This is a genomic window from Streptomyces sp. NPDC060064, assembly GCF_042736455.1.
Classification (GTDB): domain Bacteria; phylum Actinomycetota; class Actinomycetes; order Streptomycetales; family Streptomycetaceae; genus Streptomyces.
Window position 1 is genome coordinate 180,194 of record NZ_JBHWWF010000006.1, and the last position, 22,900, is coordinate 203,093.

Below are 22,900 nucleotides of genomic sequence, written 5' to 3' on the forward strand. Positions count from 1 at the left end.
TAAGCAGTACATAAAAGCGGACCGCGAAAGCGCACCGGAGCGTACGCCCCAGGCGCACGGAATGTGACGGCCTTCCCCTCTTTCCGCGCGGAACACGTGATCTCCCTCACGGTCTTCGCGAGGCCCCTCGCGCGTCTCCTAGGGTGTCCCGCAGTGACTTCCTTCGACTCCTCCCCCACCCTGACCGCATGGCGCGCTCTGCTCGCCCTCGCGGTCGTGTTCGTGATGCTGGCGACCAGCGGCTGGACCGCGGTACGACATCAGAGCGGCCCCCGTGACGCCCTCGAGGCCGAGCTGGCCGGCTGGGGAAAGGCCCGGATCGGGGCGCGTGAGCTGCCCGGCACCGACGCGCCGCCGCAGCGGCTGGCCGCCTTCTTCGCCTCGCTCGGCCCGCTCCAGCGGACCCGGCTCGCCGACCAGTACCCGCTCGTGGTCGGCAATCTCAACGGCGCCCCGGTGACCCTGCGCTACCACGCCAACCGCAAGGCCCTCGCGCGTTCGCTCAAGTTGGAACGCAAGCGAGTGAACGACCCGAACCTCACCGCGGACGGCCACCACGACGCGGTCCGCCGTATGAACCGCTTCGAGGCGCTCATGAGCGCCGACCGGCAGATCCTCGCCTTCGATCCGTCAGGCCCCGGCAAGGTCGCCGAGGTCCTCGGCGATCTCGACCGCGCCCAGCGTGTCTCCGTGATCGTCCCCGGCGTCGACACCAATCTGCTCACCTTCCAGCGTTCCACCCGCAAGTACACCGCGCCCGTCGGTATGGCGCAGTCGCTGTACGCCGCCGAGCGGGCCGCCTCGCCCCGTACCCGTACCGCCGTCATCGCCTGGGCCGACTACACCGCGCCCGTCGGCGTCGGCATGGACTCGGCCATCGGCAGGCTCGCCCAGATCGGCGCCGTGCGGCTGACCGCGCTCACCTCCGCGCTGCCCGGCGACGCCAAGGTCGCGCTGTTCTGCCACAGCTACGGCTCCGTGGTGTGCGGCGTCGCCGCGCGCCGGCTGCCCGAGCGGGTGGGCGACATAGCGGTGGCCGGCAGCCCCGGAATGCGGGCCGAGAACGTGGCCGGTCTTCGCTCGCGGGCCCGGGTGTGGGCGATGCGGGACAGCGACGACTGGATCCAGGGCGTACCGCACCTGGAGGTCGGCGGGCTGGGCCACGGCGAGGACCCGGTGACGCCGGCGTTCGGGGCGCGGGTGCTGTCGGCGGCCGGCGCGATCGGACACGGCGGCTATTTCGAGCCGGGAACCGAGAGCGTCAGCAACTTCGCCGAGATAGGCGTCGGTTCGTTCCACAGCGTGACGTGCGCGAGCAACAACGACACCTGCCGCAGCGGTATTTACGGCGAGTAAGCGGCCTGACGCGCGTAGAACTCGGTGGGCCGTGGTGAGCGCCGAGGGGCGACGTGGGGGCGCACGCCGCATACGATGAGGCGTATGGGTGACGTTCTGGCCGGAATTCAAGCCACTTGGGAGTTCGAGGCCGACTCCGTGCTCATCCGCTTCGAACGGGGGAGCCGTACGCCGAAGCTGTTCCAGACGCTTCGCGAACGCCGTATCCCCCACGAGGCGTTGGCGTCGGTGACCCTCTCGCCGGGCAAGCGCGGCACGGTGGTGCTGCACGCCGTGCCCAGACCCGGCGCGGATCCGCTGATGGAGGCCGCGGCCGGGCAGTTGAAGGAAGGCTGCGACCCGTACCGCCTGGTGCTGCCCGCGGAGCTCGAGACGCTCGCCGAGTACTACGCCGACGAGCTGCGCGCGCTGCTGCCGGCCGACGCGGGCCTGCCCGCCGAACGGTACGCCGTGGCCGCGCCCGAGTTCCCGCTGCACTTCAAGGCGTACGACGGAAAGGCCTCCTTCGACGGCTCGCAGGTCTCCTTCCGCTGGTCGCGGACGGGCGCGTCGTCCGCCAAGTGGCGGGCGGGCGACCAGAGTTTCCCGGTGGCGGAGCTGAGCGGGGTCGAATGGCGCTCGCCTGAGGCCTTCGACGGGTATCTGCGGCTGCTGCGGCGCGGTGAGGAGCCCGGCGACGACGGAACCGGGCAGGCGCAGGTGGACCAGGACCCGGCCGCGGTGCTCTTCGGGATCAGGTACGGGCCGGTGCACGAATCGCTGCCGTTCGCGGCCGCGGTGCTCGAATCCGTACAGAACAGCGACTCGGCGCCGGCGATGGCGCTGCAGGCGGGCCGACGTGACCCGGCCGACATCGCGGAGCGGATACGGCACCTCGGGGAGCTGCACCAGGCGGGGCTGGTGACCGACGAGGAGTTCAGCACGAAGAAGGCGGAGCTGCTCGCGCGGCTGTGAGCGCGCCCGGGCCGCGCAGCGGGTGATCACGCAGCGGCATGGCCGGTGGTGCGGGAGACCGTCATTGGGGCGGTACGCGCACCGCCTCGAATCTCCGTGGGTGAAGGGAACGAACGCCCGCCGGGCAGTGGCAGCACTGCTCCCGGCGGGCTTCGTGGTTCTTACGCTCCGGCCTGCTCAGACCTCGCGCGCCGCCGACGTCGAGGACATGTCCGGGTAGCGGTCCCCCGCCACCAGTCCGGCGATCGGCTCGAGCAACGCCAGCTCCTCGGCGGTCAGCGTCAGCCGGGTCGCGCCGACATTCTCCAGCAGCCGGCTGCTCTTGCGGGTGCCCGGGATCGGGACCACGGCGAGCGAGTGCACCTCGGCCCGCTGCTGCACCCAGGCGAGAGCGACCTGCGCGGCCGTCGCGCCGTGCGCCGCCGCGATCTTGTGGACCGGCTCCAGGAGCGCCGCGTTGGTCTTGGCGTTGTCTCCGGTGAAGCGCGGCTGGAACTTACGGAAGTCGCCCTCCGACAGGTCCTTGCCGGCGTCCTCGAACGCCCCGGTCAGAAAGCCGCGGCCGAGCGGCGAGTACGGCACGAAGGCAACACCCAGCTCCGCCGCCGCGCCCACCGCGCTGCGTTCCACGTCCCGGCTGAACAGGGACCACTCCGACTGCAGGGCCGCGATCGGGTGCACGGCGTGCGCCTCGCGCAGCTCAGCGCCCGTGACCTCGCTCAGCCCCAGGTGCTTGACCTTGCCCTCCGCGACCAGTTCGGCCATCGCGCCGACGGACTCGGCGAACGGCACGGCCGGGTCGCGGCGGTGCATGTAGTACAGGTCGATGACATCGGTCTTCAGCCGCGTGAGGCTCGCCTCGACGGCCTGCCGGATGTACGCCCGGTCATTGCGGATGCCCCGGTAGTGCGGGTCGTCCGTCCGCTCGATGGCGAACTTGGTGGCCAGGGTTATCTCGTCACGGTGCGCCCCGAAGAACGGTGCGAGGAACTCCTCGTTGGCGCCCCGCCCGTACACGTCCGCGGTGTCGAAGAGCGTGACGCCCGCCTCGAGCGCCGCCTCCAGGGTGTCCCTGGCCGCCGCCTCGTCGGTGTCTCCGTAGAACTCGCTCATGCCCATGCAGCCGAGGCCCTGCACACCGACCAGTGGCCCCTCGGTCCCCAGCCGCACCTGTGCGATCTTGCTGTTGCTCATCAGGGTTCAGACCCTCTCCGACGCCCGGTGGGCGCCCGCGTAAAACTCGATCTTGTGGTCAAGCACGGCGAGCGTGTCCTGGAGCTCGGCGATGCGCGACCGCACATCGCGCCGCGTCCGCTCCAGCAGCTCCTGCCGCGCTTCGAAGGTGTGCTCGCCCTCCCGCACCAGCTCGGCGTAGCGGACCATGTCCGCGACCGGCATCCCGGTCAGCCGCAGCTTGCCGACGAAGGCGAGCCAGTCCAGGTCACGGTTGGTGAACCGCCGCTGTCCGGTGTGCGACCGGTCGACATTCGACATCAGCCCGATCCGCTCGTACCAGCGCAAGGTGTGTGCGGTGAGCCCGGTGAAGGCGACGACCTCGCTGATCGTGTAGCTGTCCTGCCCGTCGGGGCGGGGATGCGCACGGGGAGCGGATACGCAGATTTCCGTCCTTGCAGAGGTGCTCTCGATCACCGTCATGCCCTCAACGCTAGAACCTTCGAGTGCACTCGAAGCAAGCAGAATCTGATGGCAGTTTCCGCGCGGTGCCGATTAGCCTCCTGCGCATGAGCCTCGCACGCCGCGCCACACCCGCAGACGCCGAAGAGCTGGTCCGCCTCCGCAAGGTCATGCAGGACTCACATCTCGGTCCCAGCCCCGACGTCAGCTGGCAGCCCGCCGCCGTCGAAACCCTCCGCAAGAAGCTCGCCGACGCCGACGCCGATCTGACCGCCTTCGTCGTCGAGCGCCCCGGAGGCCTCGCGGCCTGCGCGGTCGGCACCATCGAGTACCGGCTCGGCGGACCCGGCAATCCGCACGGCACGACCGGCTACGTCTTCAGCGTCGCGACCGACCCGGATCTGCGGCGCCGCGGCTACTCCCGCGCCTGCATGGAGGCGCTGCTCGGCTGGTTCCGCGAGCGCGGCGTGTCCAGGATCGACCTGCGCGCCTCCTCCGACGGCGAGCCGCTGTACGCCTCGCTCGGCTTCGTCCGTACCCCTGATCCCGCGATGCGCCTCACCCTTTAGGCTCGTACGCATGCACAGCCTGGCGATGATCGAGAACTGGCCGGTACCGACCGCGGCGGCCGCCGTCGTACGAGCGGACGGAACCGTCGCCGGTACGTACGGCCCGGCCTCGCACCGTTTCCCGCTGGCCTCCGTCACCAAGCCCCTCGCGGCGTACGCGGCGCTCGTGGCGTACGAGGAGGGGGCGATCGAGCTCGACGAGCCGGCCGGCCCCGAGGGCTCCACGGTGCGTCATCTGCTCGCGCACACCTCGGGACTCGCCTTCGACGAGCACCGTGTGACGGCCCCGCCCGGCACCCGCAGGCTGTACTCCAACGCGGGCTTCGAGGTGCTCGGCGACCATATCGCCAAGGCGACGGAGATCCCGTTCGCGGAGTATCTGAGCCAGGCGGTGCTGGAGCCGCTGGGCATGGCGGCGACCACGCTGGACGGTTCTCCGGCCAGGGACGGCGTCTCGACGGTCGACGATCTGGTGAAGTTCGCCGCGGAAGTGCAGGCCCCGCGGCTGCTGGACGCCCGCACGGTCCTGGAGGCGATGACGGTCGTCCATCCCGGTCTGTCCGGCATCCTGCCCGGCTACGGCCACCAGAAGCCCAACGACTGGGGTCTCGGCTTCGAGATCCGGGACGCCAAGTCCCCGCACTGGACGGGCAGTTCGTCCTCGCCGCGCACCTTCGGCCACTTCGGCCAGTCCGGCACGTTCCTGTGGATCGACCCGGACGCGCGCGCCGCGTGCGTGGCGCTCACCGACCGGGCCTTCGGACCATGGGCGGTCGAGGCGTGGCCGCCGTTCACGGACGCGGTGCTGGCCGAACTGCGCCGAGGGTGAACCGGGGCGCCGCCCCGGACCCTGCCTCACACACCGGCGGGGCTTGAATTCGCCTCGTTCAGCTCCCAGAGCAGGACCTCGGCGGTCCCCGCCGCAGCCAGTACCAGGCCGTCCGCATCCGTGATGCGCGCCGCGTCACCCGGGCCCAACTCCTCGTCCCCCAGGCGGACTTCGCCCCGTACCACATGGACGTACACCGCGGCCGCGTCCGGCACAGCCGTGCGCTCGCCCGCGGTGAGGCGCCGTACGTGCAGCATCGCGCCCGCCTGCGGGAGCGCGTACGGCGTCGAGTCCGCGATGCCGTGCACTGTCTCGTACGACGGGTCGCCGCCCGGCGACAGCGGCGCGAGCCACATCTGCACAAAGACCAGCGGCGCTTCCCCGTCGTTGCGCTCCACATGGCGCACCCCGCCCGCCGAGCTGAGCCGCTGGACGTCCCCGGAGCGCACCACCGTCGCGTGGCCCGCCGAGTCGCGGTGTGTGAGCTCGCCCTCGACGACCCAGGTGACGATCTCGGTGTGGCTGTGCGGATGTTCGTCGAAGCCCGCGCCGGGCTCGAGCCGCTCCTCGTTGCAGGCGAGTATCGCGCCGAAGCGCAGGTTGTCCGGGTCGTAGAAGCGCCCGAAGGAGAAGGCGTGCAGGGACTCGATGCCCGAGGCGGGATCGCCGCCGCGGAAGCGGTCGGCGGAGCGCCGTACGTCAATCACGGGTCCACCGTAGCCCTGCGGCGCGGCCCGGGTGGGACGGACCGGAGCCCCCGCCCCTCCGCTCACCCGTCCCGATAAGGCACTCTTGTCCCCGTGCCCGTACCTGCAGCGAACCCCGCCCACCCGCATTCCGCGACCCTTCGCCGACTGGAGCAGTCCTCCGGCCGGCTCGCCGCGAACGCCATCGCACGTATGGACGAGACGCTGCCCTGGTACCGGGCGATGCCCCCGGAGAACCGGTCCTGGATCGGTCTGGTCGCCCAGGCCGGTATCGCCGCGTTCACCGAGTGGTTCCGGCATCCGGAGACCCCGCAGGCGATCTCGACGGATGTCTTCGGTACGGCTCCGCGCGAGCTGACCCGGGCCATCACGCTGCGCCAGACCGTCGAGATGGTGCGCACCACCATCGAGGTCATGGAGGCCGCGATCGAGGAGGTCGCCGCGCCCGGCGACGAATCGGTCCTGCGCGAGGCGCTGCTCGTCTACGCACGCGAGATCGCCTTCGCGACCGCCCAGGTGTACGCGCAGGCCGCCGAGGCCCGCGGTGCCTGGGACGCCCGCCTCGAGTCCCTCGTGGTGAACGCCGTACTGTCCGGCGAGGCCGACGAGGGCGCGGTCTCCCGCGCCGCCGCGCTCGGCTGGAACTCACCCGAACATGTCTGCGTCATCCTCGGCACCGCACCCGACGGGGACAGTGAGCTCACCGTCGAGGCGATCCGCCGTGCCGCCCGGCACGCCAAGCTGCAGGTGCTCACCGGAGTGCTCGGCGACCGGCTCGTCGTCATCGCGGGCGGCAGCGACAATCCGCTGCAGGTCGCCAAGGCACTGATCGGGCCGTATGCGGCCGGACCCGTGGTCGCGGGGCCCGTCGTCCCCGACCTGCTCGCCGCGACCAGGTCCGCGCAGGCCGCGGCCGCCGGGCTCAAGGCCTGCTCCGCCTGGCAGGACGCGCCGCGACCGGTTCTCGCGGACGATCTGCTGCCGGAGCGGGCGATCGCCTCGGACCCTGCCGCGCGCGAGCAGTTGGTGGAGGAGATCTACAGACCGCTGGAAGAAGCGGGGTCGGCGCTGCTGGAAACTCTGAGCGTCTATCTGGAACAGGCGAGCAGTCTCGAGGGCGCGGCACGGATGCTCTTCGTCCACCCCAACACCGTGCGCTACCGGCTGCGACGTGTGACCGACGTCACCGGATGGTCACCCTCCGATGTACGCTCCGCGTTCACTCTGCGGATCGCGCTGATCCTGGGGCGTCTGGCCGACGGAGATTCGCAGTCCTAGACTTTTGTTGAACACCAACAATTCCCCTGACGGTTCTTCGTCCCTGTCCCCACGGGCGGTTGGGGCCGTCCGCAAGAGAGAGTGTGAGGGTGCTCGTACTCGTCGCTCCCGGCCAAGGCGCTCAGACGCCCGGCTTCCTGACTCCCTGGCTCGACCTCCCCGGCGCTGCCGACCGCATCGCGGCCTGGTCCGACGCCATCGGGCTCGACCTTGCCCACTACGGCACGAAGGCCGACGCGGACGAAATCCGCGACACCGCCGTGGCACAGCCGCTCCTCGTCGCCGCCGGTCTGCTGTCGGCCGCCGCGCTGGGTGAGGTGTCGCCCGGTGCCGTCGCGGGTCACAGCGTCGGTGAGATCACCGCCGCCGTGTTCGCCGGTGTCCTCGACGACACCGCCGCGCTCGGTTTCGTACGCACGCGAGGCCTGGCGATGGCGGAGGCCGCCGCGGTCACCGAGACCGGCATGTCGGCCGTCCTCGGCGGCGACCCCGAGCAGGTCGTCGCCCACCTCGAGAAGCTCGGCCTGACCCCGGCGAATGTGAACGGCGCCGGCCAGATCGTCGCCGCCGGCACCGCCGAGCAGCTCGCCGCGCTGGCCGAGAACAAGCCGGAGAAGGCCCGCGTCATCGCGCTGAAGGTGGCCGGAGCGTTCCACACGCACCACATGGCTCCCGCGGTCGCGACCCTCCAGGAGGCCGCGGCCGGCCTCACGGTCGCCGACCCTGCCGTTCCGTACGTCTCGAACAAGGACGGGCAGACGGTCGCCGGCGGCGACGACGTCATCGCCCGGCTGGTCGGCCAGGTCGCCAACCCGGTCCGCTGGGACCTGTGCATGGAGACCTTCAAGGAGCGGGGCGTCACGGCCCTGATCGAGGTCTGCCCCGGCGGCACGCTCACGGGCCTCGCCAAGCGCGCGCTGCCGGGTGTCCAGACACTCGCGCTGAAGACCCCCGACGACCTCGACGCGGCCCGCACGCTGCTCACCGAGCACTCTGCCTGACAAGGAGCCGTAGAGCATGTCGAAGATCAAGCCCAGCAAGGGCGCCCCGTACGCACGCATCATGGGTGTCGGCGGCTACCGTCCGACCCGGGTCGTGCCCAACGAGGTGATCCTCGAGACGATCGACTCCTCCGACGAGTGGATCCGCTCGCGCTCGGGCATCGCCACCCGCCACTGGGCCTCCCCCGAGGAGACCGTGGCCGCGATGTCCGTCGAGGCCTCCGGCAAGGCGATCGCCGACGCCGGAATCACCCCGCAGCAGATCGGCGGCGTGATCGTCTCCACCGTCTCGCACTTCAAGCAGACCCCGGCCGTCGCCACCGAGATCGCGGACAAGATCGGCGCGATCAAGCCGGCCGCGTTCGACATCTCCGCGGGCTGTGCGGGCTTCGGCTACGGCCTGACCCTCGCCAAGGGCATGGTCGTCGAGGGCTCGGCAGAGTATGTACTTGTCATCGGCGTCGAGCGGCTCAGCGACCTCACCGACCTGGAGGACCGCGCGACGGCCTTCCTGTTCGGCGACGGTGCGGGCGCGGTCGTCGTCGGCCCGTCCAAGGAGCCGAAGATCGGCCCGACCGTCTGGGGCTCCGAGGGCGACAAGTCCGAGACCATCAAGCAGACCGTGCCGTGGGACGACTACCGCAACGGCACCGTCGAGAAGTTCCCCGCCATCACGCAGGAGGGCCAGGCGGTCTTCCGCTGGGCCGTCTTCGAGATGGCAAAGGTCGCGCAACAGGCCCTGGACGCGGCCGGGATCAGCGCCGACGACCTGGACGTCTTCATTCCGCACCAGGCCAATATGCGGATCATCGACTCGATGGTGAAGACTCTGAAGCTGCCGGAGCACGTCACGGTCGCCCGTGACGTGGAGACCACCGGCAACACCTCGGCCGCCTCGATTCCGCTCGCCATGGAGCGGCTTCTGGCGACCGGGGCGGCGAAGAGCGGTGACACCGCGCTCGTCATCGGCTTCGGGGCGGGTCTCGTCTACGCCGCGACGGTCGTTACCCTCCCCTAGGCACACCGGATCTTCCGGACGCCACACCCTCTGAAACAAACCGAAGGAGCGCCACATGGCCGCCACTCAGGAAGAGATCGTCACCGGTCTCGCGGAGATCGTGAACGAGATCGCCGGTATCCCGGTCGAGGACGTCCAGCTGGACAAGTCCTTCACCGACGACCTGGACGTCGACTCGCTGTCCATGGTCGAGGTCGTCGTCGCCGCCGAAGAGCGCTTCGACGTCAAGATCCCGGACGACGACGTCAAGAACCTGAAGACCGTCGGCGACGCCGCGGACTACATCGCCAAGCACCAGGCCTGAGCCTGAACCGCGTTTGTCGCCACCCGGCGGTGGCGCCGTGACAATTCAGCACCCCCTACACGTGGAGAAAGAATTCCTGTGAGCTCGACCAATCGCACCGTGGTCGTCACCGGTATCGGCGCAACCACACCGTTGGGTGGCGACAGCGCATCGACCTGGGAAGGTCTGCTTGCCGGGCGTTCCGGTATCAAAGCCCTCGAGGGCGAACGCTTCGCCGACCTCCCGGTCCGTATCGCCGCGCTCGCCGCGGTCGACCCGGGCGAGGTTCTGCCGCGCCCGCTGGCCCGCAAGCTGGACCGCTCGGCGCAGTTCGCGCTGATCGCGGCCCGCGAAGCCTGGGCCGACGCCGGCTACACCGCTCCGGCCGGTGAGGACGACAAGGTCCAGCCCGAGCGGCTGGGTACGGTCATCGCCTCCGGCATCGGAGGCGTAACGACTCTGCTCGACCAGTACGACGTGCTCAAGGAGAAGGGCGTACGCCGCGTCTCCCCGCACACCGTCCCCATGCTCATGCCGAACGGCCCCTCCGCCAACGTCGGCCTGGAGGTGAACGCCCAGGCGGGCGTGCACACCCCGGTGTCCGCGTGTGCGTCGGGCGCCGAGGCGATCGGCTACGCCGTCGAGATGATCCGTACCGGCCGCGCCGACGTGGTCGTCGCCGGCGGCACGGAGGCGGCGATCCACCCGCTGCCCATCGCGGCGTTCGCCAACATGATGGCGATGTCCAAGAACAACGACGAGCCCGAGAAGGCTTCTCGCCCGTACGACAAGGGCCGTGACGGCTTTGTCCTCGGCGAGGGCGCGGGTGTCGTCATCCTCGAGTCGGCCGAGCACGCCGCCAAGCGTGGCGCGAAGGTCTACTGCGAGGTGCTGGGCCAGGGCCTGTCCGCGGACAGCCACCACATCGCCCAGCCCGAGCCGACCGGCCGCGGTATCGCCACCGCGATGCAGAACCTGCTGGACGCGACGGACCTCAAGCCGTCCGAGGTCGTGCACCTCAACGCGCACGCCACGTCGACGCCGCAGGGCGACATCGCCGAGATCAAGGCCCTGCGCAAGGTCCTGGGCGACGAGCTCGACCATGTCGCGGTCTCCGCCACGAAGTCGATGACCGGCCATCTGCTGGGCGGCGCGGGCGGCATCGAGACCGTCGCCACGGTCCTCGCGCTGTACCACCGCACGGCTCCGCCGACCATCAACATCGACGATCTCGACGAGGCCGTGGACGCGGACATCGTGCGCGGCGAGCCCCGCAAGCTCCCCGAGGGCACGATCGCCGCGATCAACAACTCGTTCGGCTTCGGCGGCCACAACGTGGTCCTCGCCTTCCGGACCGTCTGAGTCTCCGTACTTTTCGTACGTAGCCTCTCGTACGTACGGGAAAGGGCCCCCACCGCGTGGTGGGGGCCCTTTCCCGTACGTACGTCAGACGACCTGGTGCAGCCAGCGGACCGGCGCGCCCTCGCCCGCGTACCGGAACGGCTCCAGCTCGTCGTCCCACGGCTTGCCGAGCAGCTTGGCGATCTCCGCCTCGAGATCCGTCTCGCCCTGCGCCGAACGGGCCAGCGCGGCGCGCAGCCGGTCCTCGGGGATCAGGATGTCACCGTGGATCCCGGTGACGGCGTGAAAGATGCCGAGGTCGGGCGTGGCGCTGTAGCGCTCACCCTCCGCCGTGGGGCATGGCTCCGCGGTCACTTCGAAGCGCACCAGATGCCAGCCGCGCAGCGCGGAGGCGAGTTTGGAGGCCGTGCCCACCTCGGCACGCCAGGAGAACTCGGATCTCCAGGTACCGGGCGACGCCGGCTGCCGGATCCAGTCGAGCTGGACCCGCACGCCAAGAACACCCGCGACCGCCCATTCGACGTGCGGGCACAGCGCGCGCGGTGCGGAATGAACGTACAGAACGCCGCGTGTCGTCACCGGGACCTCCAGTGTGGGACGAGGATCGCCTTCCCAGCGGCCTCAGTAAACAGCATCGAGACTCAAACTCCACAAAAGGGACAGTATGTGACGTGATGTAATTTACCGGAGCCGACGGGCACGATGCCTCTGGGTCGACGGGGGAAAAGCTACCGTGAGTAGGCGGCCGAGGGGTGACGTAGTGTCGGTCCAGGGGCCCGTACGCACCAAGCTTTCACTCGACAAGACGCCATGGGCCGGTGATACGGAGGGAAACCGGGGATGCGGGAGACCAGTCGGACACGCCGCTCGCGCGGCGCCGCGGCAGTCCTGACGGCAGCTTTACTCCTCGCGACCGGCGCGCTGGCCGGATGTGACTCCTCGTCGGATGCCAGAGGAAACGGCGCGCCCGCCAAACGGCGGCCGTCCCCCCGCCCCACCCCGGTCTGGGACCGCAGCCCCGATTCGATCGCCGCCGTCGGTGACTCCATCACCCGTGGTTTCGACGCCTGTGTGGTCTTCTCGGACTGCCCGGAGGTGTCCTGGGCGACCGGCACGGACACCAAGGTGCGCAGTCTGGCGCTTCGGCTGATCGGCGAGCCGACAGCCGTCGCGGAGCGCAGCTGGAACTACGCGCGCTCCGGGGCCGATGTCGGTGACCTGCCCCAACAGATGGCGCTGGCGGCGGCGAAGAAGCCCGAATTGGTGACGGTGATGGTCGGCGCCAATGACGCCTGCCGGGACTCGGCGGAGAAGATGACGTCGGTGGACGAGTTCCGGGCGTCGTTCAAGGCGTCGATGGGACAGCTACGGCGTACGGCGCCGAAGGCGCAGGTGTACGTGTCGAGCGTGCCGGACCTGATGCGGCTGTGGTCGACCGGGCGCGGCAATCCGCTGGGCCGGCAGATCTGGAAGCTGGGAATCTGCGCATCGATGCTCGGCAACTCGGACGATGTGAGCCCGAAGGCCCAGCAGCGGCGGACGATGGTGCATCAGCGGGTCGTGGCGTACAACGAGGTGCTGCGGGACGTCTGCGCCAAGGATCTGCGCTGCCGCTACGACGGCGGGGCGGTCTTCGAGTACCGGTTCAGCGGCGAGCAGTTGAGCCGCTGGGACTGGTTCCACCCCAGCAGGAACGGACAGGAGCGGCTCGCGGAGATCGCGTACCGCAATGTGACCGCCGCGCAGCCGCCGCGGGCCTGAACCGGGGCCCGGAGCCGCAGCTCTAGACCGCCTCGCCTGCCATCCGTTTGGCGCAGCGGCTCAGCAGGGTCACCGCTCCGAAGCAGACCAGCGCGATCGCGCCGGCCACGGCCGCCGGGACGAACGCACCCCCCGTGCCCGCGCGGAACGCGCCGATCGCGCAGAGCACCATGATGATCGAGTACAGCGAGCGGCCCACCTTGGCGCCCGCGGGGACGCAGCGCAACAGCTGTGGGATGGTGCTCGCGGTGGCGAGACCGAGGCCGAGCGGCAGTGCGGTGGCGAGCATCAGGCCCGCGAAACCGAAGGAGTTGCCGTACGCGCCCCAGCCGGCGCCCGCGACCAGCAGCGTTCCGGCGCCGCCGAGGGAGAGCAGTACGAGCAGGCCGTTGATCCACGCGGCCAGGGTCGCCGCCTTGCGGACACTCGCGAGATGGGCGACCGGGGAACGCCAGGCGTCCGGCATGATCCGGCGCAGTTCACCCCGAAGACCCATCAGCTTGAGGTACATGAACACCGCGCCGGCGAGCGCGGCGAGTCCGGCCAGGGCGGCTGCGAAGCCGAGCGGGGCCTCGGAGATGCCGTAGTGGATTCCGCCGAAGGTGAGCAGGATGCCGGGGACGAGGGCGAAGGCGAAGACCTTGGTGGAGTTCTGGATGCGGATGACCAGGTCGCGCTGATCCGGGTTGAGGTTCGGGTCGATGCGCATACGGGCATCGGCGATCCGCTGCTGCGGCGGCTGGGGGTGTTGGGGCTGCTGCGGGTGCGGCTGGTAGGGCTGTTGGGGTGCGTACGGCTGCTGGGGGTAGCCCTGCTGCTGCGGCGGACAGGGCTGGGGCGGCTGTTGCGGATAGCCGCCCTGCTGGGGGTAACCGCCCTGCTGCGGCGGATTGGGCTGTCCTTGGTACGGGCCCGGCTGTCCTTGGTACGGGCCGGGCTGGCCCTGGTACGGGCCCGGCTGTCCTTGGTACGGCCCCGGCTGGCCCTGCTGACCTGGATACATCTGTGGTGCCTCCCCCGAACCCGACTGCTTCGGCGGGGAGTTTGCCATACGGCCCCCGGGAGCCGTGTCAAGGGGGCCCGCCACCCGCGCCGTACGGCCTGCTACGCCTGGGCGTCCAGCGGGGAGCGAAGGCGGCCGGCCAGATGGTGGGCGATGTCGGCGGCACAGGCGGTCTCGACGGCCTCGGCCGGTTCTGCTGCGGCCTGTGTGGCCGGAGTGACGCGCTAGCCACGGCCGCGGCCATGAAGCGATACTTCCGCCACCCGACGGAAGGATTCTCGTGTCCCGAATACGCGTCCGCCTGCACGTAGTTGGCGTCGCCGTCGTCACCCTCTCCCTCGCCGGCTCACCGCTCGCCGCCGCCCAGCAGGCTCCCGCACAGCAGGCTCCGGCACAGCCAGGTCCCGCACAGCCTGCTCCCGCACAGCCGGGCTCCGTCGAGGAGGCACGGCTCGACCAGGCCGTCCCGCAGGAGATTCTGCGGCGCAGCGGATTCGACGCCGTGGCACCGGAGTTCATAGGTGCGCTGGCGGGTGCGAGGTCGTACCGGCAGGCCGAGCTGGCCGTAGAACGGCAGGGATCCCGGCTGTGGGACCGCGCCGTGGACCAGGCGCAGGGACGCGGCCCCGCGCGCGGCGATCTGAGCCGCGACGACGACCGGCCGCTGTACTGGGCGCGGCTCGGGATGACGCGCCAACTGCGGCAGTGGCAGCCTGAGTTCAAGCTCTCGGACGCGCAGCGGGCGAAGCTGCTGAACCGTCTGGAGAGCTCCTCGCGCGGCCAGGACTCGATGAACCTCCCGGCGGGCAAGGGTTTCAAGCGCATTGTGATGACGGGCTTCGACCCGTTCACGCTGGACAGCGACATCCGCATCAGCAATCCGTCGGGCGCGACTGCGCTGGCGCTGGACGGGACGTGGATCCGTACGGCCGACGGGTTCGCCCGGATCGAGACGGCCGTCTTCCCGGTCCGCTGGCAGGACTTCGCGGACGGCACGGTCGAGCGGACGCTGCGCCCGCAGCTCCCGAAGGCGGATCTGTTCACCACAGTGAGCCAGGGCCGGGTGGGCCGCTTCGACATCGAGCGCACCAACGGCGCGTGGCGGGGCGGGTTCCCGGACAACGAGAACCTCTCGCGCCTGGAGACGGTGCCGGTCGTCGACCCGCCGTCGCAGCCGCAGTGGACGACGACCACGCTTCCGTACGCAGCGATCGTGGCGGCGAACACCGGGCGCTTCCCGGTGCTCGACAATACGTCGGTGACGGAGATCCCGGCGGGCGAGACAGCGCCGGTGGTACGCCCCGACGGCCCGACCCCGGGCTCTACGGCGCGCGCCGGTGGCGGCGGCAACTACCTCTCGAACGAGATCGCGTACCGCGCGACGCTGCTGCGGGACCGGCTGGGGCTCACCATCCCGGGCGGCCATGTGCACACGCCGGTGCTGCAGTTCGGGTCGGACAACACGACGGAGATCACGGACCCTGAGTTCGTGCAGAACAGGCTGGACATCATTGAGCAGGTCCGGTCGATCATCCGCGTGACGGCGGAAACGACGGGCTGACGGGTCCGGGCCGCCACCTTCGGCGCCGGCCCCAAGGCGCCGAGGGCGGCGGCCTCGCGCCGCACTCAACCAACAGGCGGGGGCGGGCCCCAGCCCGGAGGGCCTGCGCGCCGCCCCCCGAAGACGCCGCCCCCGCCGCGGCAACCCGGCACCCACCGCTGCGCCGCACCCGGCGGGGCGGGGCCCGACCCACCCCCGGCGCGCTCAACGCACAGGCGGAAAGCAGGCCCCAGACCCGACGCAGGCGCATACGCCGGGCAGACCGTCACCTCAAGTTCACCGGCACGGAAGGCTCACAGCTGCAGACGTCGTTCGTCATCGACGACACGGCGCTCAATGTGAGCTGACCTGCGCCGGCGCTTCCGTCCGGAGTCGCTGATGGAGTTCGGCACGGTCACCGCGGCCGACATGGCCGCGGCGGTCAGCGGGCGAGTCCGAGCGTGACGCCCAAGCCGACCAGCACCGAACCGATCGAGCGGTTGAGGACCTTCTGCCACCTGAGCATGCCCGTGCGCAGACGGGAGTGGGAGAAGAACAGCGCGACAAGACCGAACCAGCCGAGATGGGCGAGGGACATGAACAGCCCGTAGCCCGCCTGCTGCCACACCGGCGTTCCCGGGCCCACGACCTGGGTGAACGTGGAGACCACGAAGAGCGTCGTCTTCGGGTTGAGCGCATTGGTGAGGAAACCGGTGCGCAGCGCGCCCAGCCGGGTCAGTTCCGGCTTCGACTCCAGATCGACGGCGAGGTCGGCGCGGGCGAGGAAGGTGCGGACGCCGATATAGACGAGATACGCGGCGCCGACCAGCTTGATCGCGGTGAACAGCGCGGTCGACGAGGCGATCAGCAGGCCGACCCCGAGCATCGTGTACGTGACATGGACGAGGACGCCCGCGGCCACACCGGCCGCTGCCAGCAACCCTGTCGTACGGCCGTAGAGATAGCTGTTGCGGACGACCATCGCGAAGTCGGCGCCCGGGCTGATGACGGCGAGGACGGTGATGACGGCGACGGCGATCAGTTCGGTCATGCGCCGATGCTCGCCAGCGCCGTAAGCCCGATCAATCGAATTCGGCTTTCCTCCCGGATGGTGAGACAGCGATGATGGACCGCATGATCGTCACTGCAGCGCAATTCACGTCCGTACCGGGCGATATCGAGGCCAATGTCCAGTCGATGCACGGTCTGGTCCACGCGGCGTCCGCGCAGGGCGCCCGGCTCGTCGTCTTCCCCGAGCTGGCTCTGACGGGGTACGAGCTGGAGCCGATCGCCAAGGACCCGGGCCTGTGGGTGGCCGAGGACGACCCGCGTCTCGAGCCCGTCAGGGACGCCTGCCGCACGACCCGCACGGCCGCGGTGGTCAACTGCGCGGCCCGCACCGACGGCGCGCGGCCCACCATCGCCTCACTCGTCATAGGCCCGGACGGCGAGCTGCTCACCCGCTACGACAAGCGGCATCTGCACGGGGGCGAGCTCGATGTCTTCACGGCAGGCACGGCGGACGGCCGGTTCACGCTCGACGGCATCCGGTTCGCGCTGGCGATCTGCTACGACAATCGCTTCCCGGAGCTCGCCGAGCGGGCGCGTGCCGACAACTGCCAGGTGTATGTGGCAAGTTCGGCGCACGATGCGGAGAGCGACTCCTTCGAGGCGGTCTATCCGGTCCGTGCCAGGGACAACGGCCTGTATGTGGTCCTCGCCAACACCGTGGGGCCCAGCGGTGCCGGCGACTGCTGCGGCCGCAGCACCGTCTGGGGCCCGGACGGTGCGGTGCTCCGCGCGGCGGGCACAACGGCACTCGAGCTCGCGGTCGCGGACCTTCCCCTCCAGTCGTTCCGGTCGTTTCCGGTCGTTTCTAGTCCTTGCTGAAGCTGTACGGCGCCGGGGCCGGGGCCGGGTTCGCCGTCAACGTCGGCTCCGTCGGCTCCGACGGCGCCTCCAGATCACGCACCATCAGCGTCGCGCCCGCCACCGCGCCCGGCATCAGGAACACCGCGACGAACGGCACGATGAAGGCCAGGGCCAGCGGCACGCCGAAGCCGAGAGTGAGCATCCGGCGGCCCCGCAGCAGCGCCAGGCGCTCCTTCAGCTCGACGCCGCGCCGCTGCAGCGCCACCGCCGTGAGCTCCTCCGCGAGGAAGAAGCCCGAGACGCAGAAGCCGATCGCCGGGACGACGGTCTGGCCGACGACCGGGATGAAGCCGAGTGCGAAGAGCAGCACGCCGTACAGCACCACCCGCGCCACGACCCGCAGCGAATCGCGCGCGGAGATCCACAGCTCCCGCCAGAGCGGCAGCCCGGACTCGGGGACGTCGCCGCCCTCGCTGCGGTCGACCTGCTCGGACAGGGACTCGTAGAAGGGCTGGCCGACCAGCAGCGCCACCGCGGTGAAGGTGATCACCGCGAGGAACAGCCCGAAGACGAAGACCAGCGCGGTGAGGAAGCCACGGAACAGGCCCTGCCAGGGCGAGGTCCAGTCGTCGGCGAACGGCGTCGCCCAGGCGGTCAGATCGTCCGCGCCGTAGGCGAGAGAGACGAGCGCGGCCGTGTACAGCACCAGCGTCACCAGGCCGGGCAGCAGCCCGAAGCCGAACCACCGGCCGTGCCCGCCGACCCAGCGCTGGCCTTTGATCAAGTAGCCGAAGCCCACCCCGAAATCACGCATACGCCCACCTTATCGGGGGCTGGAATCGGCATTCCGGGGAGGACTGCGGAGGGGTCTCATGCGTTCCCACGCGGTCCCATGAGTCCCTTTCCGCGCCTGCGAACCACGGGTTGGGCCGTGCGCCGAGCCGGGTGTCACATTCAAGCCCCCCTTGTTGTTCGGCAGTTGAACCGGTAGACCCCTGCGTGTTGATCGTTGTGCCGATCGATCCCCACACTCCGGAGGCACGTACGCATGGGCCTGTCACGTCCCGTCCTGATCGCCACCGCCGTCCTCGCCGGGGCGGTGCTGCTCGCGCCCGGCGCGGCGACCGCCGCACCCGGTCGCGACGGCCCGCATCCCGTCCGCGAAGGGGGCGGGCGCGACACCGCAGTCGCGAAGGCTCCGCTCTCGGCCGCCGCCAGGGCGCTGGGGACCGCAGCCCCCGAGCTCGCGAAGAGCGGCGGATATCCCCGCAGAACCGTCCTGGACACACCGCCCGCGAACCCGGCCGACAAGTCGATCAAGCTGGGCCTCGCGCCGTACCACTCGCTCGCCCCTCGGCTGAACGCCCTGCAGAAGCTCGGCGACCGGGTGAGCGTCGAGGTCGCCGGGCGGTCGGCCGGCGGGCACCAGCTGTATCTCGTCACCGTCACCGCGCCCGAGAGCTCCCACCAGGCCCGTGAGCAGGAGCGGATGCGGGAGCTGATCGAGAACTCGCCCTCGGCCGCTGCCAAGGACAAGCGGGTCAAGTCCTCGTACAAAACGCCCGTCTTCATCAACAACAACATCCACGGCAATGAGTGGGAGGGCACGGACGCCGCCCTGAAGCTCATCGAGGACCTGGCGAAGGCCAAGGACGGCACGACCGCCGAGCTGCTCGCCAAGAACCGGATCTACCTCAATGTGACGGCCAACCCGGACGGCCGGATCGCCGGGACGCGCGTCAACGCCAACGGCTTCGACCTCAACCGGGACTTCATCACCGGCTCCCAGCCCGAGGCACGCGCCATCCGGCAGATCGCCATCGACAAGCAGCCGGCCGTCATGCTCGATCTGCACGGGTACGTCAACGGCACGCTGATCGAGCCGACGACTCCGCCGCACGGCGAGAACTACGAGTACGACCTCTTCCTGAAGAACGCCTATGCGAACGCGTTGGGCATGGAGAAGGCCGTCAACGGTCTCGGCTACACCCCGGCGAAGGACGGCGTCGAGCCCGCCGTCATCCCCTTCCGTGACCAGAAGGAGGGCTGGGACGACTGGCCGCCGATCTTCACTCCGCAGTACATGCCCTTCCAGGGCGCGATCGCCGCGCACACCATCGAGTTCCCGATGGCGGTCAACAACGAGGAGTACGACACCCTCCCGGTCGCCGAGCTGCGCCGCCGGGCCGGGATCAACAAGGACATCGCGGGCGCGGCCATGCGCGCGACCCTCGACTACACACGTACACACCGGGCTTCGGTGATCGCCGACCAGATCGAGACGTTCCGGCGGGGCGCGACGGGCGAGGCGCAGCGGCCGGTGTCGGAGAAGACCGTGCCCGGGGTGCCGGGCATCGGGCCCGAGGACGTGTACACCACGACCTTCCCGCGGGCGTATGTGATTCCGGTGGGCCGCGGGCAGAGGTCGGCGACCGCGGCGGCCCGGCTGGTGGACCATCTGGTCGCCAATGACGTACGGGTGGAGCGGGCGATCCTGCCGTTCCGGCTGGCGGGCCGCGGTTATCCGGCGGGTTCGTATGTCGTCGACATGCGCCAGCCCAAGCGCGGCATCGCCAATGTGATCCTGGCCGCGGGCCGGGACATCAGCGCGGACGTCTCCACGATGTACGACATCTCGGGCTGGAGCCTGGGGCTGCTGTGGGGCGCGAGTGTGGACAAGGTCGCCGCCGGTGGACTGCATGTGGTGGGGCGTACGGTCCATGCCGCGTCGCCGACCGGATATGTCGCTCCGTTCGGGGATCTGCGGCTGCGGCTCGACGACCCGAAGGAGCTCGCCGCTCTCAACTCGCTGCTCGCGCAGGGCGTGACGGTGCGGCGCGCGGCGGACGGTTCGGCGATCCCTGCCCGGCTCGGCCCGTCGTGCGGCGGCCGTACTCGCCGACCGTCACGGGGTCGCCTTCTCGGCCACCAAGGAGAAGGGCAAGGCCCAGCTGCACCGGACCAGGGTGGCCGCGTCCGTGACCCCCGGTGAGCTGTTCGCGCTGCGCGAGATGGGCTTCGAGACCCAGCCGGTCTCGACGGCCGCGCTGAACGCGGGCTATGACTGGTCGAAGGCGGATGTCCTGTATGTGTCCAGCGGTCTGCAGTACGGGAAGCTGAACCCGGCCGCCCGCGGCGCGCTGAACGCCTTCCTCGCGGGCGGCGGCGCCGTGGTCGCTCTCGGTGCGGACGGCGCGGCCCTCAACACCGAGGCGGGGCTGCTCGCGGCCAAGCCGGTGGCGGGCAACGGGGACGCGAACGGCGTGGTCCGGGTGGCCAATGCGGCCGGCAGCCCGGTCACCGGCGGCGCGCCCGCACACAGCTTTGTGTACTCACCGCGCTGGTTCACCGACCTCGGCCCGGGTGTACGCGTCGAGCAGTCGTACGGCTCCGGGAACCCGCTCGTCGCGGGCCACTGGCGGTCGTTGGAAGACGGTACGGGCGGACCGAAGGACGCGGCCGGCAAGGCGTCGATCGTCAGCGGCAGGGCGAAGGCGGGCGCCCCGGTCGTGCTGTTCGGCACCGAGCCGCTGTTCCGCGACCATCCCAAGGGTGTCTTCGCACAGATCGGCCGGGCGCTGCTGCTGTAGCGGCGGCGAAGCGACCTGGTGATACGGCCGAGGGCCCCACTCCCGCGCGGGAGTGGGGCCCTCGGTCTTCAGCTGTGCCGTTGTCAGGCGACGGCGAGCTCGACCTTGATGTTGCCGCGGGTGGCGTTGGAGTACGGGCACACCTGGTGCGCCTTCTCCACCAGGGCCCGGGCGGTGGCCTCGTCGACGTTCGGGATGGAGGCGGTGATCGCGACCTCCAGGCCGAAGCCGCCGGCCTCGTTCTTGCCGATGCCGACCGAGGCGGTCACGGTGGAGCCCGAGATGTCGGCCTTCTCCTGGCGGGCGACGACGCCGAGCGCGCCCTGGAAGCAGGCGCTGTAGCCGGCCGCGAACAGCTGCTCCGGGTTGGTGCCGGCGCCGCTGCCGCCCAGCTCCTTGGGCGGGTTGACGACCACGTCGAGGTTGCCGTCGTGGGAGGCGACACGGCCGTCACGGCCGTTCTCCGCGGTGGCAACGGCGGTGTAGAGGACGTCTATGTTCTGGATGGACATGCGGAAGGTTCCTCCTGAGGTGTCGCCGCGACTCGCGCCCACGGATCGCGGCGGTCTGGCGATGAGCCTAACGGGTGAGCGAAACGATCATCTTGCCGGTGTTCTCACCACGGAGGAGGCCGAGGAAGGCGTCGAAGCCGTTCTCGATGCCCTCGACAGCCGTCTCGTTGTACTTGAGCTCACCGGAGGCGATCCAGCCGGCGACCTCCTGGACGAACTGCGGCTGGAGGGCGGCGTGGTCGCCCACGAGGACGCCCTGCAGGCGCAGTCGCTTGCCGATGATCATCGGCATGTTGCGCGGGCCGGGGGTCGCCTCGGTGTTGTTGTACTGCGCGATCATGCCGCAGATGGTCGCCCGGCCGTGCAGGTTGAGCGAGGAGATCGCGGCCTCGAGGTGGTCGCCGCCGACGTTGTCGAAGTAGACGTCGATGCCGTCGGGGGCGGCTTCCTTCAGCTGCTCGCCGACGGGGCCGTTCTTGTAGTTGAAGGCGGCATCGAAGCCGTACTCCTCGACGAGGAGCTTGACCTTCTCGTCCGAGCCCGCCGAGCCGATGACGCGGGAAGCGCCCTTGAGCTTGGCCATCTGGCCGACCTGGCTGCCGACGGCGCCGGCCGCGCCGGAGACGAAGACCGCGTCGCCCTCCTTGAAGGAGGCGACCTCGAAGAGTCCGGCGTAGGCGGTGAGGCCCGTCATACCGAGGACGCCGAGGTAGGCGGAGAGCGGGGCGAGCGAGGCGTCGACCTTGGTGGCGTGCTTGGCGGTCACCGTGGCGTACTCGCGCCAGCCGAGGCCGTGCAGGACATGGTCGCCGACCGCGAAGCCCTCGGCGTTCGAGGCGATGACCTCGCCGACGGCGCCACCGTCCATCGGGTGGTCGAGCTTGAACGGCGGGGCGTAGGACTTCACGTCGTTCATCCGGCCGCGCATGTACGGGTCGACCGAGAAGTACAGATTGCGTACGAGTATCTGACCCTCGCCCGGCGCGGTCACCGGGGCCTCACGCAGAGCGAAGTCCTCCGCCTTGGGCCAGCCGTGCGGGCGGGCGACAAGGTGCCATTCACGGCCGGATGCGGGAAGTGCGGACATGCTGCGTTCCTCCTAGAAAAAGCTTCATCTTCTGAAAGAACCATGCTCCTGGATATTTCATGTTGTCAAGTAACTGGGTATCCTGGTGCCCATGGCCACTCCACGAACTGATCCCCTGACCGTCGAGGTCGTCGAGCTCATCGGCAGCGTCGTGGCCCGTTACTACTCGGAGTACGAGCAGGCCGCGGCCACGCACTCACTCACCGGGGCCCAGGCCCGGGTGCTGGGACTGCTGGCCGTGGAGCCGACGCCGATGCGTCGTATCGCACAGAAGCTGAAGTGCGAGCCGTCGAACGTCACCGGCATCATCGACCGGCTCGAGGCCCGTGGACTGGTGGAGCGACGCCCCGATCCGAACGACCGCAGGGTCAAGCTCGCCGCCCCGACCGAGGACGGCAGGGACACCGCGCGCAGACTGCGGGAATCGCTCAACTTCGCGCGCGAGCCGCTGGCGGAGCTCTCCGACGAGGAGCGGACGGTCCTGCGGGACCTGCTCAAGCGGATGCTGGGCGAGTAAACCCCCGCCGCGCCCTGGGCAGGGCT

The 22,900-nt window shown here is 70.2% G+C and carries 22 protein-coding genes and 1 pseudogene; 14 read left to right on the plus strand and 9 right to left on the minus strand.

Annotated features, from left to right (window positions below; translation table 11 throughout):
• Positions 1-153: 153 nt before the first annotated feature.
• Positions 154-1,356, plus strand: coding sequence for an alpha/beta hydrolase (locus ACFWDI_RS10410; protein ID WP_385302739.1), 1,203 nt, complete (start codon positions 154-156; stop codon positions 1,354-1,356).
• A gap of 84 nt (positions 1,357-1,440) precedes the next feature.
• The gene (locus ACFWDI_RS10415; protein ID WP_385302741.1) at positions 1,441-2,310 is read left to right on the plus strand and encodes a DUF4429 domain-containing protein; all 870 of its coding nucleotides are present in this window, start codon (positions 1,441-1,443) and stop codon (positions 2,308-2,310) included.
• A gap of 177 nt (positions 2,311-2,487) precedes the next feature.
• Here ACFWDI_RS10415 and ACFWDI_RS10420 read toward each other — a convergent pair whose 3' ends face one another.
• Together ACFWDI_RS10420 and ACFWDI_RS10425 are read right to left on the minus strand one after the other, a co-directional pair.
• Positions 2,488-3,504 carry an aldo/keto reductase gene (locus ACFWDI_RS10420; protein WP_385302742.1) on the minus strand — a complete coding sequence of 339 codons (1,017 nt, stop codon included), beginning with the start codon at positions 3,502-3,504 and terminating at the stop codon, positions 2,488-2,490.
• Between the two features lie 6 nt (positions 3,505-3,510).
• Positions 3,511-3,966, minus strand: a complete 456-nt coding sequence (locus ACFWDI_RS10425) for a MerR family transcriptional regulator (RefSeq protein WP_327323359.1) — start codon at positions 3,964-3,966, stop codon at positions 3,511-3,513.
• 86 nt (positions 3,967-4,052) lie between these two features.
• Here ACFWDI_RS10425 and ACFWDI_RS10430 point away from each other — a divergent pair, with 86 nt between their 5' ends.
• Together ACFWDI_RS10430 and ACFWDI_RS10435 are read left to right on the plus strand one after the other, a co-directional pair.
• Positions 4,053-4,514, plus strand: coding sequence for a GNAT family N-acetyltransferase (locus ACFWDI_RS10430; protein ID WP_385302743.1), 462 nt, complete (start codon positions 4,053-4,055; stop codon positions 4,512-4,514).
• Positions 4,515-4,524: 10 nt separating this feature from the next.
• Positions 4,525-5,343, plus strand: a complete 819-nt coding sequence (locus ACFWDI_RS10435; RefSeq protein ID WP_385302745.1) for a serine hydrolase domain-containing protein — start codon at positions 4,525-4,527, stop codon at positions 5,341-5,343.
• Positions 5,344-5,369: 26 nt separating this feature from the next.
• Here ACFWDI_RS10435 and ACFWDI_RS10440 read toward each other — a convergent pair whose 3' ends face one another.
• Complete coding sequence (locus ACFWDI_RS10440) at positions 5,370-6,050, minus strand: pirin family protein (RefSeq protein ID WP_385302746.1); 681 nt, start codon at positions 6,048-6,050, stop codon at positions 5,370-5,372.
• 93 nt (positions 6,051-6,143) lie between these two features.
• On the opposite strand from ACFWDI_RS10440, the gene ACFWDI_RS10445 reads away from it, so the two are divergent.
• The 5 genes from ACFWDI_RS10445 (at position 6,144) to fabF (ending at position 10,992) form a co-directional block, all read left to right on the plus strand.
• Positions 6,144-7,328, plus strand: a complete 1,185-nt coding sequence (locus tag ACFWDI_RS10445) for a helix-turn-helix domain-containing protein (RefSeq protein WP_327323363.1) — start codon at positions 6,144-6,146, stop codon at positions 7,326-7,328.
• Positions 7,329-7,417: 89 nt separating this feature from the next.
• The gene (locus ACFWDI_RS10450; protein WP_385302749.1) at positions 7,418-8,329 is read left to right on the plus strand and encodes an ACP S-malonyltransferase; all 912 of its coding nucleotides are present in this window, start codon (positions 7,418-7,420) and stop codon (positions 8,327-8,329) included.
• Positions 8,330-8,345: 16 nt separating this feature from the next.
• Positions 8,346-9,347, plus strand: a complete 1,002-nt coding sequence (locus tag ACFWDI_RS10455; protein WP_362676192.1) for a ketoacyl-ACP synthase III — start codon at positions 8,346-8,348, stop codon at positions 9,345-9,347.
• 55 nt (positions 9,348-9,402) lie between these two features.
• Complete coding sequence (locus ACFWDI_RS10460; protein WP_078077492.1) at positions 9,403-9,651, plus strand: acyl carrier protein; 249 nt, start codon at positions 9,403-9,405, stop codon at positions 9,649-9,651.
• A gap of 78 nt (positions 9,652-9,729) precedes the next feature.
• Positions 9,730-10,992 carry a beta-ketoacyl-ACP synthase II gene (gene fabF / locus ACFWDI_RS10465; RefSeq protein ID WP_327323366.1) on the plus strand — a complete coding sequence of 421 codons (1,263 nt, stop codon included), beginning with the start codon at positions 9,730-9,732 and terminating at the stop codon, positions 10,990-10,992.
• 84 nt (positions 10,993-11,076) lie between these two features.
• On the opposite strand, the gene ACFWDI_RS10470 is transcribed toward fabF, so the two are convergent.
• Entirely contained in the window at positions 11,077-11,571 is a 495-nt protein-coding gene (locus ACFWDI_RS10470; protein WP_327323367.1) for a DUF3145 domain-containing protein, read from the minus strand.
• A 261-nt stretch (positions 11,572-11,832) separates the two neighbouring features.
• Here ACFWDI_RS10470 and ACFWDI_RS10475 point away from each other — a divergent pair, with 261 nt between their 5' ends.
• Positions 11,833-12,753, plus strand: a complete 921-nt coding sequence (locus ACFWDI_RS10475) for an SGNH/GDSL hydrolase family protein (protein ID WP_385302752.1) — start codon at positions 11,833-11,835, stop codon at positions 12,751-12,753.
• Positions 12,754-12,775: 22 nt separating this feature from the next.
• Here ACFWDI_RS10475 and ACFWDI_RS10480 read toward each other — a convergent pair whose 3' ends face one another.
• Positions 12,776-13,756, minus strand: coding sequence for a hypothetical protein (locus tag ACFWDI_RS10480; protein ID WP_385302753.1), 981 nt, complete (start codon positions 13,754-13,756; stop codon positions 12,776-12,778).
• 280 nt (positions 13,757-14,036) lie between these two features.
• Here ACFWDI_RS10480 and ACFWDI_RS10485 point away from each other — a divergent pair, with 280 nt between their 5' ends.
• Positions 14,037-15,317 (plus strand): pyroglutamyl peptidase, encoded by a 1,281-nt coding sequence (locus ACFWDI_RS10485; RefSeq protein ID WP_385302754.1) that lies wholly within the window; start codon positions 14,037-14,039, stop codon positions 15,315-15,317.
• A 421-nt stretch (positions 15,318-15,738) separates the two neighbouring features.
• Here ACFWDI_RS10485 and ACFWDI_RS10490 read toward each other — a convergent pair whose 3' ends face one another.
• Positions 15,739-16,347 (minus strand): LysE family translocator, encoded by a 609-nt coding sequence (locus ACFWDI_RS10490; protein ID WP_385302755.1) that lies wholly within the window; start codon positions 16,345-16,347, stop codon positions 15,739-15,741.
• Positions 16,348-16,430: 83 nt separating this feature from the next.
• On the opposite strand from ACFWDI_RS10490, the gene ACFWDI_RS10495 reads away from it, so the two are divergent.
• On the plus strand, positions 16,431-17,186 hold the full coding sequence (locus ACFWDI_RS10495; RefSeq protein WP_385302756.1) for a carbon-nitrogen hydrolase family protein: 756 nt from the start codon (positions 16,431-16,433) through the stop codon (positions 17,184-17,186).
• Here the strand turns inward: ACFWDI_RS10495 and ACFWDI_RS10500 are convergent.
• Complete coding sequence (locus tag ACFWDI_RS10500; protein ID WP_385302757.1) at positions 17,173-17,982, minus strand: EI24 domain-containing protein; 810 nt, start codon at positions 17,980-17,982, stop codon at positions 17,173-17,175. The two genes, ACFWDI_RS10495 and ACFWDI_RS10500, sit on opposite strands and share 14 nt — an antisense overlap.
• A gap of 234 nt (positions 17,983-18,216) precedes the next feature.
• Between ACFWDI_RS10500 and ACFWDI_RS10505 the strand changes: the two are divergent.
• Positions 18,217-20,758: pseudogene (locus ACFWDI_RS10505) on the plus strand (M14 family zinc carboxypeptidase).
• A gap of 83 nt (positions 20,759-20,841) precedes the next feature.
• Here the strand turns inward: ACFWDI_RS10505 and ACFWDI_RS10510 are convergent.
• Positions 20,842-21,270 (minus strand): organic hydroperoxide resistance protein, encoded by a 429-nt coding sequence (locus ACFWDI_RS10510; protein ID WP_327323374.1) that lies wholly within the window; start codon positions 21,268-21,270, stop codon positions 20,842-20,844.
• A 67-nt stretch (positions 21,271-21,337) separates the two neighbouring features.
• Positions 21,338-22,357, minus strand: a complete 1,020-nt coding sequence (locus ACFWDI_RS10515) for an NADP-dependent oxidoreductase (protein WP_385302758.1) — start codon at positions 22,355-22,357, stop codon at positions 21,338-21,340.
• A 91-nt stretch (positions 22,358-22,448) separates the two neighbouring features.
• Between ACFWDI_RS10515 and ACFWDI_RS10520 the strand changes: the two genes are divergently transcribed.
• Entirely contained in the window at positions 22,449-22,874 is a 426-nt protein-coding gene (locus ACFWDI_RS10520) for a MarR family winged helix-turn-helix transcriptional regulator (RefSeq protein ID WP_385302760.1), read from the plus strand.
• Positions 22,875-22,900: the final 26 nt, after the last annotated feature.

Coding starts and splice junctions, on each gene's coding strand:
- ACFWDI_RS10415 (WP_385302741.1), top strand. CDS start 1,441: ATGGGTGACGTTCTGGCCGGAATTCAAGCCACTTGGGAGTTCGAGGCC.
- ACFWDI_RS10420 (WP_385302742.1), bottom strand. CDS start 3,504: ATGAGCAACAGCAAGATCGCACAGGTGCGGCTGGGGACCGAGGGGCCA.
- ACFWDI_RS10425 (WP_327323359.1), bottom strand. CDS start 3,966: ATGACGGTGATCGAGAGCACCTCTGCAAGGACGGAAATCTGCGTATCC.
- ACFWDI_RS10430 (WP_385302743.1), top strand. CDS start 4,053: ATGAGCCTCGCACGCCGCGCCACACCCGCAGACGCCGAAGAGCTGGTC.
- ACFWDI_RS10435 (WP_385302745.1), top strand. CDS start 4,525: ATGCACAGCCTGGCGATGATCGAGAACTGGCCGGTACCGACCGCGGCG.
- ACFWDI_RS10455 (WP_362676192.1), top strand. CDS start 8,346: ATGTCGAAGATCAAGCCCAGCAAGGGCGCCCCGTACGCACGCATCATG.
- ACFWDI_RS10460 (WP_078077492.1), top strand. CDS start 9,403: ATGGCCGCCACTCAGGAAGAGATCGTCACCGGTCTCGCGGAGATCGTG.
- ACFWDI_RS10475 (WP_385302752.1), top strand. CDS start 11,833: ATGCGGGAGACCAGTCGGACACGCCGCTCGCGCGGCGCCGCGGCAGTC.
- ACFWDI_RS10480 (WP_385302753.1), bottom strand. CDS start 13,756: ATGTATCCAGGTCAGCAGGGCCAGCCGGGGCCGTACCAAGGACAGCCG.
- ACFWDI_RS10490 (WP_385302755.1), bottom strand. CDS start 16,347: ATGACCGAACTGATCGCCGTCGCCGTCATCACCGTCCTCGCCGTCATC.
- ACFWDI_RS10495 (WP_385302756.1), top strand. CDS start 16,431: ATGATCGTCACTGCAGCGCAATTCACGTCCGTACCGGGCGATATCGAG.
- ACFWDI_RS10500 (WP_385302757.1), bottom strand. CDS start 17,982: ATGCGTGATTTCGGGGTGGGCTTCGGCTACTTGATCAAAGGCCAGCGC.
- ACFWDI_RS10510 (WP_327323374.1), bottom strand. CDS start 21,270: ATGTCCATCCAGAACATAGACGTCCTCTACACCGCCGTTGCCACCGCG.
- ACFWDI_RS10515 (WP_385302758.1), bottom strand. CDS start 22,357: ATGTCCGCACTTCCCGCATCCGGCCGTGAATGGCACCTTGTCGCCCGC.
- ACFWDI_RS10520 (WP_385302760.1), top strand. CDS start 22,449: ATGGCCACTCCACGAACTGATCCCCTGACCGTCGAGGTCGTCGAGCTC.